Here is a 17,595-nt window from a genome sequence, read left to right as displayed (position 1 = left end):
GTGAGGATGAGATGATTAACCCTAGAACATCAGATGACATAAGAACGATTCAAATTCCTGAAATAATCCCCATACTTCCTATGTTCAATATTCTAGTTTTCCCCAAAATGCTCATGCCTATGGAAGTCTTCGGTGACCAATCCCTACAGTTAGTTGACGAAGCTATGGCAAAGGACCGTTTAATCGGACTGATCCTTGCGAAGAAACCACCCCTAGAAATGAATTGCCGACCTGAAGACTTTTACAGCATAGGAACTGTGGGTATCATCTTGAAAATGGCAAAAGGATTTGAAAAGCGAGCGCAGTTACTGGTGCAAGGAGTTTGCAGGTACCGCATAATCGAATTCATCGAAGGTCAGCCCTATCTTCAAGCTCGGATAGAACCTCTGGAAGATCAGGAAATCAAAGATATCGAAGTTGAAGCACTAATGGTCAACCTGACCAACCTCTTTGACCGGGTGGTCAAATTGACTCCATTTATGCCTCAAGAATTCGCAGCCATGGCAAAAAACATTACGGAACCGGGAGTTTTAGCAGATCTCGTTGCCTCTATAATCAATGTAACCACAGAGGAAAAGCAGGCTGTGCTGGAAATACTGAACGTTAAAGAAAGACTACGAGAAGTTACGCGTCTGGTTAATCATCAGATAGAAATACTGGAATTGGGCAATAAAATCCAATCCCAGGTTAAAAGCGACATGGAGAAAAGCCAGAGAGAGTATTTCCTAAGGCAGCAACTGAACGCAATCCGAAAGGAGCTAGGTGAAACGGAGGAAGCACGGCCAGATATTGAAGAGTACAGAAAACGACTTGCCGAGAAAGATCTACCCGATGAGGTGCGGAAAGAGGCTGAAAGGGAGTTAAACCGACTAGAAAGGATGCATCCATCATCAGCGGAATATACCGTTTCGTCCACGTATTTAGATTGGATTATCGCCCTACCTTGGAGAGAACATACTGAAGACAATCTGGACATAAAAAAAGCAAGGTTTGTACTTGATGAAGATCACTACGGCCTTGAAAAACCGAAAAAAAGAATTATCGAATACCTTGCGGTGAGAAAATTGAAACCGGACACTAAGGGACCCATCTTGTGCTTTGTAGGTCCGCCAGGAACGGGGAAAACCTCCCTCGGACAATCCATAGCGCGTGCACTAGGCCGTAAGTTTGTGAGAATAGCTCTTGGAGGTGTTAGGGATGAAGCAGAGATCAGAGGGCACAGGCGTACTTATATTGGAGCCTTACCAGGAAGAATCATCCAAGGCATCAGAAGGGCTGAGAGTAACAACCCTGTTTTCATGCTAGATGAGATAGATAAAGTTGGGAGCGATTTTCGCGGTGATCCCTCATCGGCGCTCCTTGAGGTACTCGATCCTGCCCAAAACTACTCTTTCGTAGATCATTATCTTGATCTACCATTTGATCTATCCCACGTAATGTTCATTACCACAGCCAACGTTCTTGACACTATTCCTCCAGCACTTAGAGACCGCCTCGAAATCATTGAACTAGCAAGTTACACAAGCGAAGAGAAACTGCAAATCGCAAGAAGATACCTCATTCCAAGACAGATAAGAGAAAATGGATTAACGGAAGAACGGATATCTTTTACCAACGGCGCTATCAAACTAATAATATCAGGATATACCAGAGAGGCCGGTGTGCGGGGTCTGGAACGGGAAATTGCGGCAATCTGCAGGGGTGTAGCCTGTGCGGTGGCTGAAGGTTACACCGGGAAGACAGTTATCCGTCAGAAGGATGTGCCTCGATATCTCGGGCCAATCCGCACTTTTCAAGAAACAGCAATAAGAACCTCAAAACCCGGGGTAGTAATGGGACTTGCCTGGACACCCACAGGTGGCGAATTGTTGTTCGTTGAGGCGACGGCTATGCCGGGTAATAAAGGACTCACAATGACGGGACAACTGGGAGATGTCATGAAGGAATCGGCAACCGCCGCACTCAGTTATATAAGATCAAACGCAGATTCCCTCGGTATAGATAAAAACTTCTTCGATAAACTGGACATCCACATACACGTGCCATCCGGTGCCATACCGAAAGATGGCCCATCAGCTGGCGTTACCATTCTCACAGCACTCACATCCCTCTTAACGAATAAAACCGTAAAGAAAAATATTGCCATGACAGGGGAAATCACCCTCAGAGGGCTTGTTCTTCCCGTTGGAGGCATAAAAGAAAAGGTTCTCGCCGCCCACCGGGCAGGCGTAAAAACAGTCATCCTTCCTAAATGGAATCAGAAAGATCTTGAAGATATACCAGCTAAAACAAAAAGGGATATGGAATTCATATTCGTGGATGATACGATGGACGTTCTTAGAGCTGCAGGTCTTCTGGCGAGTTAGAGGTAACCGTTGAAGAAAAAGTTTATAATTTTTTCTTTCATTGGGCTGCTCATTACTGTAGCGTTGCTCGTTTATTGGGGACAGTGGAAGATCAAGCAGTCAGAGAACTATTACTCAGGCACAATCGAAGCAAAAGAATCGCGTATCGCATTTCAGATAAGCGGCCGTGTTACCTTTGTTCATGCAAAAGAGGGAGAGTTTGTAACTAAGGATCAAACCCTTGCAGAAATTGACACGTCAGAAATACAGACGTGGTGCGATCAGTCAAAAGCTAATCTGGAAAGGGTAACCAAAACATACCAGTATCTGGAACAGCTCCTTCGCATTTATTCAACAACACTACCAGCGGAAGTCACAAGGGCTACTGCCGCACTAGAAGCAGCAAAGAAAACAGAAGAAGATGCTTTGCGGAACAAAAATCGATACGAAAGCCTGTTTGTTCAGCAGATTGTCTCTGAGAAGGACAGAGATGCTGTGCGTCTCCATGCCGAAACAGCTAGCGCTCGCCGGATGGAAGCTGAAGCAATCTTGCACACCGCTCTGGGAAATCTGGGCAAGATCGACGCAACTAAAAAGGAGATTGAGGCTACAAAGGCCCAGATAAACCAGGCAAAGGCAATGGTCGATCAATGCAAGCTTCAGCTAAGTTACGCAAAATTGAAAGCACCCTTTGATGGAGTTATCACAAGCCGTAACGTGGAACCAGGTGAAGTAGTTAATCCTTCAAGAGAAGTCTTTACAATTGCAGACTTGCGAAACGTAGAACTGAAGATCTTCGTCGAAGAGACCAACATAGGTAAGGTAAAACCTGGCCAACCGGTAGATGTGAAAGTGGATACATTCCCGGATAAAGTATACAGGGGCACGGTTGTATTTGTATCTCCAGAGGGAGAATTCACGCCTAAAATTATTCAGACAAAAAAGGAAAGAGTTAAACTTGTTTACCTTGTGAAGATCTCTATCCCCAATCCCCATCTAGAACTGAAAACAGGAATGCCTGCAGACGCTTGGTTAAGATAGCCATGTGTGTTAAAGTGGAAAGTGTGTCCTGTATCTTTCACCCATCCATTGTTGCCGTCGACAACGTGAGTTTTGAAATAAAAGAAGGAACGATCACCGGTCTGTTTGGCTCAGATGGTTCAGGTAAATCCACCATGCTCAAAATGCTCGCAACGGTGATCCCACCCACTTCTGGCCGGATTACTATCTTCGGACTAGACCCAATCCAAAATAGGAAAAAAGTTAAAAACCTAATAGGCTATATGCCTCAGCGTTTCGGTCTATACTTAGATCTCACCGTTCAAGAAAATTTACAATTCTTTATGGATATATATGGCATTCCAAAACACAAAAGAGAAGAATTGAAAGAAAAATATCTTAAATTTTCCAATCTGTTACCCTTTACCGATAGATTGACAAGAGAGCTTTCCGGAGGAATGAAACAGAAGCTCGCTTTGGCATGCGTACTTGTCAACGAACCCAAGCTTCTCATTCTAGATGAACCCACGAGCGGCGTAGACCCTGTTTCCCGGAGAGAATTTTGGAGAATCTTGGATAGAATGAGGGACAGAGGAATTACCATAATTATTTCTACAACTTACATCGATGAGGTCAATTATTGCGATTTCCTCGCGCTAATGCACAGGGGCAAAATACTAACTTTTGACACTCCCTCTTCTTTCCAAAATAACTTCCCTGATCTCGAATCAGCAATGATAGCCAGAATTGAGGCACATGACCGATAAAAAACATCCCAAAATCAAACTGGGTGAAAAAGATGGCAAATGGTCAGCAGAGGGAAGAAAAAAATGAAACCATTGTGGTGAACAACCTTGTTAAACGCTTTGGCAACTTTACGGCCGTTAACGGAGTCAGTTTCTCTGTAAAAAAGGGAGAAATTTTTGGACTTTTAGGAGCGAACGGTTCGGGTAAAACAACCACTATCAGGATGCTCTGCGGCATCATCACGCCGACTGCGGGAGAGGGATGGGTAGCCGGCTTCAACATTTACACTCAAACGGAGGAGATAAAGAAATCTATAGGTTATATGTCGCAGAAGTTTTCTCTTTATGAAGATCTTACACTTGAGGAAAATCTCCGCTTTTACCTCGGAATCTACACCGTACCAAAAACGCTATGGCGAGAGAGGATAGACTGGATTATCGAAATGACAAATGTAGGGGATATGCGCAAAAGGATTACCGGTGAACTCCCTCAGGGGTGGAGACAACGGCTCGCTCTAGGATGCGCGTTAATTCATAAACCCTCAATACTATTTCTTGATGAGCCGACATCAGGAGTGGACCCTGCAACGAGGAAGCGATTCTGGAAACTTATCGAGCAAATAACTGATGAAGGTGTTACGGTTCTTCTAACTACGCATTACATGGACGAAGCGAGAAATTGCAACAGAATTGCAATGATGAACGCCGGACGTATAGTTGCAACAGGTATGCCGGAAGAAATCATAGCACAGGCTTGTCCCCATAGAAAAAACGCCGATTTGAACGATGCGTTTATAAACATTATTGCTGCAAATACTTGACATGTCTAATGTTGATGGGTTTCTGAGGAAAATTTACGCCCTTTCCAGGAAAGAAATCTACCATATCATAAGAGATTTCCGGGGACTTTACTTATCCTTTTTTCTCCCGATTCTACTCACCCTGCTTTTCGGATACGCATTAAGTCTTGATGTGGAAAACGTAGAAATTGCCGTTTTAGATTATGACCGTTCATTACTCAGCCGCGACTTTATACGCCACCTGGAAGCCTCGCCTTATTTTCACGTTACCGCTCATTTTGACAACGATAAAACATTATCGCACTACCTTGATGCTGGTAAAGTTGCGATAATTATAACAATTCCTCATGATTTCAGTGAAAATATAAAGTCTAACCGTAAAGCTCCCATACAGGTTATACTGGACGGTTCTGATCCAAACTTTGCTAACATTGCCCTAGCCTACATTACAGCATTTATTGAAAAACAAAATAAAAAACTCCTCATGGAATTTTTAAACTGGCAGGGCATTGAACTATTAAAACCGCCTTTGGAAGCCAGATTTCGGATATGGTTCAATGAAGATCTCGAAAGTCGAAACCTCATAGTCCCTGGCATCATAGGGGTTATAATTATGATAGCCGGCGCAATGATTACCTCACTTGTCATTGCAAGAGAATATGAAAATGGAACCATGGAAACCATTAAAACATTGCCCATAAGTGCTGGTGAATTCTTTTTTGGCAAAGCTCTTCCTTATTTTTTCATTACACTTGTTGACGTCTTGATAGCCATTCTTCTGGGTCAGCTCCTGTTTGGTATAGTTATGAAGGGCAATTTCTGGGTAACAATTTTAACCGTTATGCTATACCTTTGGGTTGCCATAAGTTTAGGTTTACTAATATCGACTGTGGCAAAATCCCAGTTAATCGCAAATCAGATAGCCCCACTTGTAACCTTTCTGCCATCAATGCTTCTCTCCGACTTCATATTCCCAATAACAAACATGCCGGCACCCATACAACCCATTTCATATGTGGTTCCCGCCACGTATTTCATCGACGTTCTCAAATGCGTTTACCTTAAAGATCTCCCTCTATCAATGATATGGACAGACATCATTGTGCTTCTATTAATGGCCTCACTTCTAGGATTTCTTACATGGGCACAATTGAGAAAGGAGGGGCTTGAGTGAATTTCACTAGATTAGGGGAGATGATTCGCAAAGAGTTTACCCAGTTGTTTAGGGACAAAAGAGTCAGACATATCCTCATCCTGGTTCCTATCGTTCAAATTATAGTTTTTGGTTATGTGATAAACTTTGACCTTAAGTACATTCGACTGGCGATACACGACCAGTCTAAAAGTCGGGAGAGCAGAATCACCAAAGATGCATTTACGGGAAATAAAATTTTCAAGGTTGTTCACGAAAATGACTGGCCCATAGAACACGAAAAACTACTCCTGAAAGGCAAGACAGACATGGTGATCAAGTTTCCCCCTAATTTCAGCGAAAAGATACGTCGAGGTGAAACAGCCCAGGTACAGATACTGGTTGACGGCTCAGTAAGCAACATGGCAGCCACTCGGGTGGCATATGCCACAGCAATTATCGAGAGACTAAACCAGCAGTTTTTGAAAGAAATATACCCCCATGAGCTTTTGTTCCCAAACATCGATTTCCGTCTGCGGACATGGTACAACCCCAATATTTATAGCAGAAATTTCTTCGTCCCAGGTATTGTAGCATTTGTTGTCATGCTCATTTCTCTTCTATTCACTTCCATGGCCATCATAAAAGAAAAGGAAAAGGGTACCATGGAGCAACTAATAGTCACTCCCATAAAGGCCTACGAAATTATAATAGGTAAGACGATCCCATACATAATTATTTCTCTGCTTCAGATGATATTTGTTGCTTTATTCGCGATCTACTGGTTTGACTTACCCATGCGCGGAAGCATTTTCGCCCTCTTTCTTGGAGTTTTCCTTTTCCTTCTGAGCAGCATCGGAATTGGTCTTTTTATATCCACTATTTCTGAAACACAACAACAGGCCATGATGACCACATTTTTTTTCATTCAACCGTCGCTGTTGCTATCTGGATTCATCTTCCCCATCGCCAACATGCCCATTGTTGTTCAGTGGATCACATACATAAATCCTTTCCGTTACATACTGGTTATTATAAGAGGTGTATTCTTAAAGGGAATAGGTATGGATATTCTGTGGCCTCAGTTTCTCGCCTTAGGTGTTCTGAGCACATTCTTCCTCACAGCGGCAACAATACGCTTTAAGAAGCGCCTTGATTGATTTCATCAATGGTTTATGATTTTACGCATCAAACCGAAGAGGATCTAATATGAAGAAGTTCATTGTAGGCTCGGTGATAAGTTCTTTCCTCATTTATTTATCTTTCAGGGATATACCCATTGACTCAGTACTCAACGGCTTTCAAAACATCAAATTTCGGTATCTTCTACTCGCTTCCAGCCTCATGATTATTATGCAAGTGATAAGATCGTACCGATGGGGTATTCTCCTTAGTCCTTTACAAAAGGTAAATTTTTTCACTCTCTTCAGTGTCACAAATGTAGGCTTTCTTTTCATAATAGCCATCCCTGCACGCCTAGGAGAGCTGGTTCGCCCATACCTCATTTCTAAAAAAAGTAACATCCCCACAGGTACCGCACTGGGAACAATAATCGTGGAAAGAATCCTGGACTTTCTCACATTACTATTATTCCTCGTTTTCGTTTTATTCTGTATACCCCTCCCAAACTCGATAATTCAATCAAGTGTAGTAATATTCATTCTGGTTTTAACTGTTGTATCCACCTTGGTCATACTCACTTTAAAACTGAACAATGACCCACTATCCCTTGTGAATAGATTATCACAATCAGAGAATTTCCAATCTAGAGTAAGGAACTTTCTACTTTCCATCGTGGAAGGATCAAAAATCCTAGTAATGCCTAGAATTCTCTTAGGATCTTTCGTTTTTTCCTTGTTATTCTGGCTCGTTAATACACTTGCACTCTACTCCACACTCAAGGCTGTTGGACTGGAAATTTCTTTCATCGCCGCCCTAACTGTCATGATTATTCTGATAACCGCGATTTCTCTACCCACTGCCCCTGGATATTTGGGAAATTGGCACTACGCTTGTGTTTTCGGACTCTCCATCTTTGGCATACAAAAGGATCTGGCTCTTTCATTTGCTATCATCTACCATTTCATCTCAATAATGATCACGGTACTTCTAGGATTACCTTTTCTACCTTCCAACAGCATTTCAATTGCCGAATTAAGAAAAATATGAGTCTTCCTTTATTTCAATACCATAACTTCGTATCTTCCTGTGTAAATTACTTCGCTCCACACCTATTGCTTCCGCCGTTTTTGAAATGTTACCATCAAATTCCTTCAGCTTTCTAAGTATAAACTGTTTCTCAAACTCCCTCTTAGCCTCCCTCAGAGTACCGTAATTATAAGGGAAATTCTCCAAAGACTCATAATGGTTACCCCGCGACAGAAACGGAATATCTCTCCCCCGTATCACATCTCCGGGGACCATTATTACCAATCTCTCGATAACATTTTTTAATTCCCTTACGTTGCCTGGCCATGAGTGCTGCATCAAGATTTCCATGGCCTCACTCGTTATAGTCTTTTCCGGCAAACCTTCTTTAACCGAAAACTCTTTCAAAAAATGGTGAACAAGAGGGGGAATATCCTCTTTTCGTTCCCTCAGGGGTGCAATATGGAGGGGAATAACATTCAATCTATAGTAAAGATCCTGGCGGAACCTTCCACTTTCCATCTCCTTTTCAAGCTCTTTGTTCGTTGCTGCAATAACCCGTACATCTACATGAATCATCTTGGTTCCACCCACCCTTTCAAACCTCTTCTCTTGCAAAATACGGAGTATCTTTGCCTGTGCCTTAAGGGACATATCGGCAACTTCGTCAAGAAATATCGTTCCTTCATGAGCCAAATCAAATTTTCCCCTCTTCTTTTGAGTCGCACCTGTAAAAGCACCTTTCTCATGACCAAAAAGTTCACTCTCTATCAATTCCTCAGGAATGGCAGCACAATTTACCTCAATAAACGGCTTGGAAGCGCGGCGGCTCATACGATGAATCGCTCTGGCTACCAACTCCTTCCCCGTTCCGTTCTCGCCCATAATGAGCACCCATGCATTTGTCGGTGCTATAATACTTATAGCTTCTTTCAATTCCATCGTAGCCGGACTGTTCCCAATTATTTCATAATCCTGGGAAATTTTTGATTTAAGAAATACATTCTCCTCTTCCAAATGCACCATATCCAGGGCGTGCTTTACGAGCAGGATAACCTTATCCAGGTGAAGAGGTTTCTCTATAAAATCAAACGCTCCCAGCTTGGTTGCTTTCACTGCTGTCTCTATCGTACCGTGACCTGACATCATTATCACACGTATAGATGGGTATTCCTCTCTTATGACCTTCAAAGTCTCAATCCCATCCATTCCAGGGAGCCATATATCCAAAAGGACAAGATCGGGTAGTTCTTCATCTATTATCTTGAGAGCCTCTTCACCACTCGTCGCGGTAATCACATCGTACCCCTCATCTCTAAGTATAGCCCCCAATGAGGAGCAAATGGCTACTTCATCATCAACTACCAGTATTGTTTTGCTCATAATTACTCTTTAATCTCCACCTAAAGCACAGGTATTTCGAACGATACAACTGTACCTCCGGGATGATTATCTCGGATACTTATCTGTCCCCGATGATCGCCTATTATTGAGCTTACAATTGCCAAGCCTAAACCAGAACCCGACCTCTTTGTAGAGAAGTAAGGTTCAAATATTTTAACCTTATAGCTTGGCGGAACACCACAACCGTTGTCCGCAACTTCAACTATCGCTTTGCGCATCGTCTTATCGTATATCGTCCGAACTTCGATCCGCCCTCCTGGCCCTTTTATAGCATCAACAGCATTGTCTAATAAATTTACCATCACCCTCTTTATCTGCTCCGGATCAATATTTACAAGGGGCAGCTGCTCATCCCGTGATAAGGTGAAGACGATATCCCTGTGAGCATCCTGAAAAAGCGCTACAACTTCTGAAACTGCAGCGTTCAAATCATTCAAAGACAATGACGTTACAGGCATACGGGCATAACGGGAGAAAGCGTTAACGAGATTCTTAAGCACATCCACCTGATTTATTATAGTCTGAGTACACTCCATAAGCACAGATCCCTCCGCCCCTAAGTAATCACCGTATTTTCTCTGTAACCTCTGTGCGGAAAGCTGAATGGGTGTCAAGGGGTTTTTAATTTCGTGGGCCATCCTCCGGGCAACCTCTCTCCATGCCGCAACACGCTCTGCTATTTGAACCTGAGTTAAGTCTTCCAAAAGAATAACCACACCCAGGGAGTTACCTTCATCATCCAAAATCCTTGTGGCGGTAGCCCGAACCGACATAGATCTATCTTCAGAGGCTATGTCGATCTGTTTCTCTACTGCCTCACCTCTACTCTCACTCAACTCCTGAATAAGATCATCGATCAGGCATTTGATCTGTGTTCCAAACACATCCGCATAAAATCTATATAGAACTTCCTCAGACTTAACTTTCAACATATTCTCAGCGGCTTTATTAATCGTGGAAATTACATTCAGATTGTCTAGAGAAATCACACCAGCGGACACGTGCTTTAAAACTGCTTCCATGTATGCTTTTCTCTTTTCGAGATTAAGATTGGCCATCTCTAGAGATTCTTTGCTCTTTTTAAGCTCCCTTGTCATGTAGTTGAAAGAGTTTACAAAAGTGCCTATTTCATCCTCCGATTTGATACTTATATGGTAATCAAGGTCACCAGCAGCTATTCTCTTTGTCGCTTCAGCAAGACTCTGTATTGGCTCGGTGATACCCCTCGCAAGCACAATACCAAACCATGTAGCCAAGAAAATTATAAGCAACGTAATTACTAGCAATGTTATAGTATAACTAAACTTTATAGGACGTTTAAGGAGCAAAATTTGTCTGTAGTCTTCAGATGTTTTAGTAATAGCCGCCATTTTATCAACGATATCTTTTGGTATGAAATGCCCCGCTATCACCACACCTACTATTTCGTCAGCCGCAAGTTCTGAATAAACCGGCACTACAGCTAGAACAAGATCACCAGTGGAAAAACTATTTACAGTGTATATCTCCTTGCCTGAAAAAACATCTTCCAATTCTTTGGCAGTTATTGCGACTGATCCAATAGGAGCAGTAGCGAGGTTTTGAGCCACAACTTTCGCTCTTGTACTATCAAAAAAAACTTCAAGATAACTTAAGTTAAAACGCTCCAACCTCTGAGAAATCAGTGTCTTCAGGTAAATATCTCTGTCTCGGTCGTACAGACGGTTCTCGGTTATGTCTTTACTTATTTGCCTCGCGTAGAACTTTGCATGATCTGCTGTTTGATTATAAGCGTTTTGTGCTAATTCAACCGTAGTATCCAGTGTTTCTCCTATTTTAAGATTAAACCAGCTTTCCACACTGTACGACAAAAAATTTATTGAAACGATGAAGAGAGCAAAGGTAGGTACCAAAGAAAGTAGAACAAAAGCGCCAACAAGTTTTGTTCTAAGCCTCGAGCCAAGAATACCCTTTCTCGTCTCGAAAAATAGCTTTACAACATTCCTCGTTATTAAAAAAATCAAAAGAATTATCAGTACAAGATTTATATTAATCAGACCAAAAATTAAAACATTACCTGAAATGGGCAACAGAACTTCATGACGCATAATCTTGACCTCCAAAAAGGTCAAGATTATGATGACAGCGAAAACAACGGGAATTAATATTCTTTCGCGACGCCGCCTTTTCTTCTCCTTCAGTTCAAGGTAGTCACTCATATCGCCTCAAAACCTTAGATAATACTTGTACCATGGCGTCTCAAAGTCCCACAACGACACGAAAAACAAGATCTTTTCCAGCTGAAAGGGAAGTTTAACATTATCCAATTTTACCTTCATCAGTATATAATAGTTATCATTGCCAGAAACAACATTCTCTTGAAGAGATATACGGCCCGTAAACTCAGACATTGCTTTTTCCGCACTTTGCAAGTCATAGAAAACCACTTTTTCAGAGGATACTGACGAATAAATGAAAAAAACTTTCTTAAGAATGTCGTACTTAAGAGTGTATTTGATTTCCGTTTGGGCGATACAATTATCGAACCAAAAAGACCTTTCTTTGTAAACCCGAAAATAAAAAGTAAAAGTTATAGGAACCCCAGCCATAATAGCTGATTCCATTCCCGACGTAAAACAACCCATAAGACGCGCAAACACCAGCAATACCCCATTCTGGGGTGTAACTGCTATATCGACTATACTTGCCTTTTCTGCAGCAGACGTAGAGAAGAGTATAAGACAGAAAATAAGGACAAAAAAAATAGAAACAATACCCTTGCGTCTCTTAAATGATTTTTTCCCCTCCACCGGAATAAACATAACAACTAATCGTATGGAAACAGCTGGGAAAAATCAAGGGTATTGTATTTATATCTGAAAATCAGGAGGTTGATAAACGTGCAGTAATTCCCTCGATGCGAAGGGAATCTGCTCTAACCGTAACATTGTCTCTCTCAACGAGAACCCATGCCTCCCTTCTCCGAAGGAGCTCTTTCAAAAGCATGTTATTCAAACGATGCCCGGATCTGTAAGCAATGAAATGACCCCTTACCGGACAACCCAGAAGTGATAAATCCCCAATAGCATCAAGTATCTTATGCCGAACGAACTCATCGGGGAACCGCAAACCCTCTTTATTGATGACACGACGTTCATCTAAAACAACTGCATTCTTCAACGATCCTCCGAGGGCAAGGCCAACAGCTTGCAGGTACTCCACATCCTTTAGGAACCCAAAGGTCCTCGCAGCACATATTTCATTAACATAATTCGACTCAGACATAGTGAGAGTATAGGTTTGACGACCTATCAGAGGATGGTCGAAATCTATAGTATAGGTTATCTTAAAATCGCTAGATGGCAAAAACATTGCAGAACCATTGTCGTCACTAACTGAAACAGGTTCTTTCACAACTAGCACCTTCCTATGTTTCCCCAAAAATTTCACTCCCACCTCTTTCAACATATTGACAAAAGGAAGCGCACTCCCATCCATTATCGGAACTTCATAAGAGTCCAGTTCTACAATAGCATTATCAATACCCATTCCATTAAGTGCAGACATTAGATGTTCAATTGTAGAAACTGTAACACCGTCTAAACCTATGGTCGTAGCCAGAGTTGTATCTCTCACAACATCAACACGAGCTACTATGAAAGGTTCATCCGGGAGATCCTTTCTTACAAAAACAATACCCTGATCGACCATCGCCGGCTTGATAACCATTCCCACTTTTCGACCAGTGTGCAAACCAATACCACGACAGTTTATCACGTCACCTACAGTTTTCTGTTCCCCAACTACCATTGTGATAGACTCTTCTCCCTACTTCCAATTTTGCCGAACCAAAAGCAAATACCATACCCATAACCTATAAAAAACTAATACTTTAATTTCTCAATGTTTTCGAAATGATTGGGAACCACTATCTACATACAACCGAACGCAGTGTTGCAAAATGGACACATTTAAAATTTATAACGCTCACGTTCACTATAAATGCAACCACAATAATGCTGTCTATACATACCCTTTGATCTGGACTCTTCGATACCTTCTTTCCAACCAACCCGAAAATCTCTGTATACAAAAGATAGCTTTACATCCTGAGCTATTTTTTCCCCTAATTCTTTTATTTTCCCGTGTTTCTGATATCGGCTGTAAAGCATAGTTGTGGAAAATGAATCTATTCCCATTTCTTTCGCCTTTTGCGCCGTTTCTCGAAGACGCATTTCATAACAGAAAAAGCAACGAGTGTCTTCACGAAAGGCAACCCCCCTAAAGTACAATTCCGGCAAATACCTGTCTTCCTGAATAACCTTTAACCCTTTTTGATACGCAAAAGCTAAAAGAGCATCCCTCCTCCTTATATATTCAGAGTAGGGATGGATGTTGGGATTAAAGAAAAACCCAATAACCTCATAGCCTTCCGAGGAAAGTTTTTTCAAAGGGTATATGGTACAGGGACCACAACATACGTGCAGCAATATAGTTTTTTCAGAGTGCATTATGCTTTAAAGACCACCCTGATTGTTTCCTTTCCAGTCACGACCGAAATGCTCGTAAGCAAGCCTAGTTGCAACTCGGCCACGGGCTGTCCTCTGGAGATAACCCTCCTGAATCAAATACGGTTCATACACATCCTCAAGAGTTGCCTTTTCCTCACCAATTACCGCTGACAAACTATCTATACCTGCTGGCCCCCCGTTGAACTTATCTATGAGTGTGAGTAATATCAACCTATCCATAGCATCGAAACCTCGATCATCCACTTCAAAAAGGTCTAGCGCTTCCATAACCACATTTCTATTAATTACTCCCTCACACCGAACCTGAGCATAATCTCGAACTCTCCGTAAGAGTCTGTTCGCAATCCGCGGCGTCCCACGAGACCTCTTTGCCAGCTCAATTGCACCTTCGTCATCAATAGGCACAGAAAGTATTTGAGCCGATCTCTTAAGAATCACACTCAGTTCCTCCGGCGAATAATAATCAAACCGAAAACTTATTCCAAACCGATCCCTCAAAGGTGAAGTCAAAAGTCCTGCCCTTGTTGTAGCTCCTATCAAAGTAAAGTTTGGTATCTTCAACTTCATGGAGCGCGCTGATGGGCCCTGTCCGATTATAATATCGATATGGAAATCTTCCATCGCAGGATAGAGCAACTCTTCAACAATGTGGGGCAAACGATGGATTTCGTCTATGAAAAGTATGTCATTTTCCTGGAGGTTGGTAAGAATAGCAGCTAGATCACCGGGTCTTTCAATTACCGGTCCCGAAGTTACCTTAATATCCACATTTAATTCCCTAGCTATTATATATGCTAGGGTTGTTTTTCCCAACCCTGGCGGTCCTGATAAAAGCACATGGTCAAGGGCTTCCCCCCTCTTCTTTGCCGCCTCTATAAAAATAGAAAGGTTATTTTTCACTTTCTCCTGACCCACAAACTCCTTTAAACTCTTCGGACGGAGAGTTCTCTCGTAGTTTCTTAACTCCTCATCCTCACACTTCCACATTATTGAACTTCTAGTAGACATTTCAAATAATTAACTGGCCAATCTACGAAGCGTTCCCCTGAGTAGCTCTTCCATCGTGGGCTTATCGTCTAGCTCCACCAAAGTTTCTTCAATAGCCAGCTTTGCTTGATTTTTTTTGTACCCTAAATTTATTAGTGCGGAAAGTACGTCTTCCTTAATCTTTTCATAGTCCGTTCCTCTATAAACACCCACATCAGCTAAATACTCCGATAATTTATCAACCCTCTCTTTAAGTTCAAGGACCAAACGTTCTCCCATCTTACGGCCAACCCCTGGAATTGCAGTCAAACGCTTCACATCTCGGTCACAAATAGCTTTTATCAATTCACCCACGGAAGGCATACCCGACAGTATATTCATCGCCAAACGCGGGCCAATGCCGGAAACAGAAATCATCTGTTGAAAAATAACACACTCCTCGTTTCTCAAAAAACCGTAAAGAGTAATTGTATGATCCCGGAGGTAAGTGTGAATATAAAGAGTTACTTTTTCGCCAACATTGGGTAGTTCATAATATGTGTTAAGAGAAATGTGCACTAAGTATCCAACACCATGAACATCAACGACAATTTGAGAAAGGTTTTTTTGAACTAATGTCCCACATATATGAGCAATCACCTTTATAACCTGCGTGGCATTCCGTATGTAGTTTTCATTTGACCCATATTGATCCGCGTTAAAAAGCCCTGCAGCTGTACATGACACAAGGCAACAGCCAGCGCATCTGCTGCATCTTCTCCAGGGATTTCCGTGATCCCGAGTATCCTCTGAACCATTCTTTGTACCTGACTCTTCCCTGCCCGACCATATCCAGTTACAGCTTTCTTCACCTCCAAGGAACTGTACTCATACACAGGTAAACCGTACGATGATCCTGCAAGAATGATTACACCTCGGACATGCCCTTGCTTGATAAGACTTTTTACATTTTTCCCCAAAAAAATCTGTTCGATAGCCATCACATCGGGACATGTTTCGTTTATAATCTTCTTCAAATTTTCAAATAAACGCATCAAAAAAAAGGATAAAGTTTCACCTTTTCCAACCACGAACTCACCATAACTGACAGGTATCAGATCGCTCGATTCGCTGCGTATGACGCCGTAACCTGTCACCACACTTCCCGGATCCACTCCCAATACAACCATCAGCTCATTTTCTCAATTATCTCATCAGGGATATCAAAATTCGCATAAACGTTTTGAACATCGTCGTTGTCTTCGAACTTTTCCATCATCTTTAACATCTGTATCGCTTTCTCCCCGGTCAGCTTCACCGTGTTAAGCGGTACCATGCCAATTCGCGCTGAAAGAATTTTTATTCTTCGATCTTCAATAACTTTTCTTACTGTTTCAAAAGCACCTGGAGAAGTTATGACCTCATACTCGTTTTCCCCTTCTTTAACATCATCAGCTCCAGCCTCAAGGGCTATTTCCATAATCTCATCCTCAGAAATTTCTTTTTTATCAATGAGAATAGTGCCCTTTTTTTCAAACATCCAAGACACACAACCAGTTTCACCCAGATTACCCCCGTACTTGGAAAATATGTGTCTGATCTCTGCAGCTGTCCGATTCCTATTATCCGTCATAACTTCAACTAAAATTGCCACGCCTCCTGGACCGTAACCTTCATAGGTAATCTCTTCCAGTGCACTAATATTGCTTCCATCCTCTCCTAGTGCCTTTTTTATTGCCCTTTCTATGTTTTCCTTAGGCATATTTTCATCTTTGGCCGCCATTATAGCCTGACGTAATCTCGGATTACCATCAGGATCACCCCCACCTAATCGAGCAGCGAGAGTTATCTCTCTTATCAATTTTGTAAAAATCTTTCCCCTTTTCGCGTCAAGGGTCCCTTTTTTTCTCTTTATTGTACTCCATTTGGAATGGCCAGACATGAACTTTCTCCTTCAGAATTCATTGTTTATTATGGCTGAATTCGTAAGAGTAAGCTACGAAAGATATACCACAGAAATCAGAATATTCCAAAAATAAAAAACCCCCTCAAAACTTAAGGGGGTCATTGCATTGTCTCGGCAGCGACCTACTCTCCCACACGGTCCCCCGTGCAGTACCATCGGCGCAAGAGAGCTTAACTTCCGTGTTCGGGATGGGAACGGGTGTTTCCTCTCTGCTATAGCCACCGAAACATTGTTTTCAGTTCAAAATCTTTACGTATTGTCAACAATTGCATACGTGAAAAGAAATGTTTTAGATTAGCTTATGGTCAAGCCGCTCGGCCGATTAGTATCGGTAAGCTCAACGCATTGCTGCGCTTACACACCCGACCTATCAACCTCGTCGTCTACGAGGGGCCTTCAGTCTCAGTGTCTCCACTGAGAGGGATATCTCATCTTGAGGGGGGCTTCCCGCTTAGATGCTTTCAGCGGTTATCCCTTCCGAACTTGGCTACCCAGCTATGCCGCTGGCGCGACAACTGGAACACCATCGGTTCGTCCAACCCGGTCCTCTCGTACTAGGGTCAGCTCCTCTCAAATAT

At 42.3% G+C, this 17,595-nt stretch carries 16 protein-coding genes and 2 rRNA genes; 7 read left to right on the top strand and 11 right to left on the bottom strand.

What is annotated here, in order from left to right; translation table 11 throughout:
* The first annotated feature begins 11 nt into the window (after window positions 1–11).
* Genes lon through N2317_04690 form a run of 7 tightly spaced genes read left to right on the top strand, consistent with a single transcriptional unit; the run spans window position 12 to window position 8,191 of the window.
* Complete coding sequence (gene lon, locus N2317_04720) at window positions 12–2,366, top strand: endopeptidase La (protein ID MCX7816797.1); 2,355 nt, start codon at window positions 12–14, stop codon at window positions 2,364–2,366.
* Between the two features lie 9 nt (window positions 2,367–2,375).
* Complete coding sequence (locus N2317_04715; protein MCX7816796.1) at window positions 2,376–3,386, top strand: HlyD family efflux transporter periplasmic adaptor subunit; 1,011 nt, start codon at window positions 2,376–2,378, stop codon at window positions 3,384–3,386.
* Entirely contained in the window at window positions 3,374–4,111 is a 738-nt protein-coding gene (locus N2317_04710) for an ABC transporter ATP-binding protein (protein MCX7816795.1), read from the top strand. The genes N2317_04715 and N2317_04710 overlap by 13 nt, the downstream gene beginning before the upstream one ends.
* A 32-nt stretch (window positions 4,112–4,143) precedes the next feature.
* Window positions 4,144–4,911 carry an ABC transporter ATP-binding protein gene (locus tag N2317_04705; protein ID MCX7816794.1) on the top strand — a complete coding sequence of 256 codons (768 nt, stop codon included), beginning with the start codon at window positions 4,144–4,146 and terminating at the stop codon, window positions 4,909–4,911.
* Window position 4,912: 1 nt separating this feature from the next.
* Window positions 4,913–6,064: an ABC transporter permease gene (locus N2317_04700; protein MCX7816793.1), complete on the top strand. Its 1,152-nt coding sequence runs from the start codon at window positions 4,913–4,915 to the stop codon at window positions 6,062–6,064.
* Window positions 6,061–7,182 carry an ABC transporter permease gene (locus N2317_04695; GenBank protein MCX7816792.1) on the top strand — a complete coding sequence of 374 codons (1,122 nt, stop codon included), beginning with the start codon at window positions 6,061–6,063 and terminating at the stop codon, window positions 7,180–7,182. The genes N2317_04700 and N2317_04695 overlap by 4 nt, the downstream gene beginning before the upstream one ends.
* 49 nt (window positions 7,183–7,231) lie before the next feature.
* Window positions 7,232–8,191, top strand: a complete 960-nt coding sequence (locus tag N2317_04690) for a flippase-like domain-containing protein (protein ID MCX7816791.1) — start codon at window positions 7,232–7,234, stop codon at window positions 8,189–8,191.
* Here N2317_04690 and N2317_04685 read toward each other — a convergent pair.
* The 11 genes from N2317_04685 to N2317_04635 form a co-directional block, all read right to left on the bottom strand.
* Window positions 8,177–9,553: a sigma-54 dependent transcriptional regulator gene (locus N2317_04685; GenBank protein ID MCX7816790.1), complete on the bottom strand. Its 1,377-nt coding sequence runs from the start codon at window positions 9,551–9,553 to the stop codon at window positions 8,177–8,179. The genes N2317_04690 and N2317_04685 overlap by 15 nt on opposite strands.
* A 20-nt stretch (window positions 9,554–9,573) precedes the next feature.
* A complete protein-coding gene (locus N2317_04680; protein MCX7816789.1) occupies window positions 9,574–11,772 on the bottom strand; it encodes an ATP-binding protein in 2,199 nt (732 codons plus the stop codon).
* A 6-nt stretch (window positions 11,773–11,778) separates the two neighbouring features.
* Window positions 11,779–12,375, bottom strand: coding sequence for a DUF4390 domain-containing protein (locus tag N2317_04675; protein ID MCX7816788.1), 597 nt, complete (start codon window positions 12,373–12,375; stop codon window positions 11,779–11,781).
* A 61-nt stretch (window positions 12,376–12,436) separates the two neighbouring features.
* Window positions 12,437–13,363 (bottom strand): UDP-3-O-acyl-N-acetylglucosamine deacetylase, encoded by a 927-nt coding sequence (lpxC, locus tag N2317_04670; GenBank protein MCX7816787.1) that lies wholly within the window; start codon window positions 13,361–13,363, stop codon window positions 12,437–12,439.
* A 161-nt stretch (window positions 13,364–13,524) separates the two neighbouring features.
* Window positions 13,525–14,064, bottom strand: a complete 540-nt coding sequence (locus tag N2317_04665) for an epoxyqueuosine reductase QueH (GenBank protein MCX7816786.1) — start codon at window positions 14,062–14,064, stop codon at window positions 13,525–13,527.
* 6 nt (window positions 14,065–14,070) lie between these two features.
* Window positions 14,071–15,072 carry a Holliday junction branch migration DNA helicase RuvB gene (gene ruvB, locus N2317_04660; GenBank protein MCX7816785.1) on the bottom strand — a complete coding sequence of 334 codons (1,002 nt, stop codon included), beginning with the start codon at window positions 15,070–15,072 and terminating at the stop codon, window positions 14,071–14,073.
* A 30-nt stretch (window positions 15,073–15,102) separates the two neighbouring features.
* Window positions 15,103–15,711 carry a Holliday junction branch migration protein RuvA gene (gene ruvA, locus N2317_04655; protein MCX7816784.1) on the bottom strand — a complete coding sequence of 203 codons (609 nt, stop codon included), beginning with the start codon at window positions 15,709–15,711 and terminating at the stop codon, window positions 15,103–15,105.
* A 2-nt stretch (window positions 15,712–15,713) separates the two neighbouring features.
* Entirely contained in the window at window positions 15,714–16,241 is a 528-nt protein-coding gene (gene ruvC / locus N2317_04650; protein MCX7816783.1) for a crossover junction endodeoxyribonuclease RuvC, read from the bottom strand.
* Complete coding sequence (locus N2317_04645; GenBank protein MCX7816782.1) at window positions 16,241–16,993, bottom strand: YebC/PmpR family DNA-binding transcriptional regulator; 753 nt, start codon at window positions 16,991–16,993, stop codon at window positions 16,241–16,243. Before N2317_04645 ends, ruvC begins: the two co-directional genes overlap by 1 nt.
* 133 nt (window positions 16,994–17,126) lie before the next feature.
* Window positions 17,127–17,243 (bottom strand): 5S ribosomal RNA (gene rrf, locus N2317_04640).
* 75 nt (window positions 17,244–17,318) lie between these two features.
* Window positions 17,319–17,595 (bottom strand): 23S ribosomal RNA (locus N2317_04635); the annotation flags it as partial.

The organism is Syntrophales bacterium (assembly GCA_026417625.1).
In the GTDB taxonomy this organism is placed as follows: domain Bacteria; phylum Desulfobacterota; class Syntrophia; order Syntrophales; family UBA8958; genus JAOACW01.
This window is presented reverse-complemented; position numbering and strand designations above follow the sequence as displayed.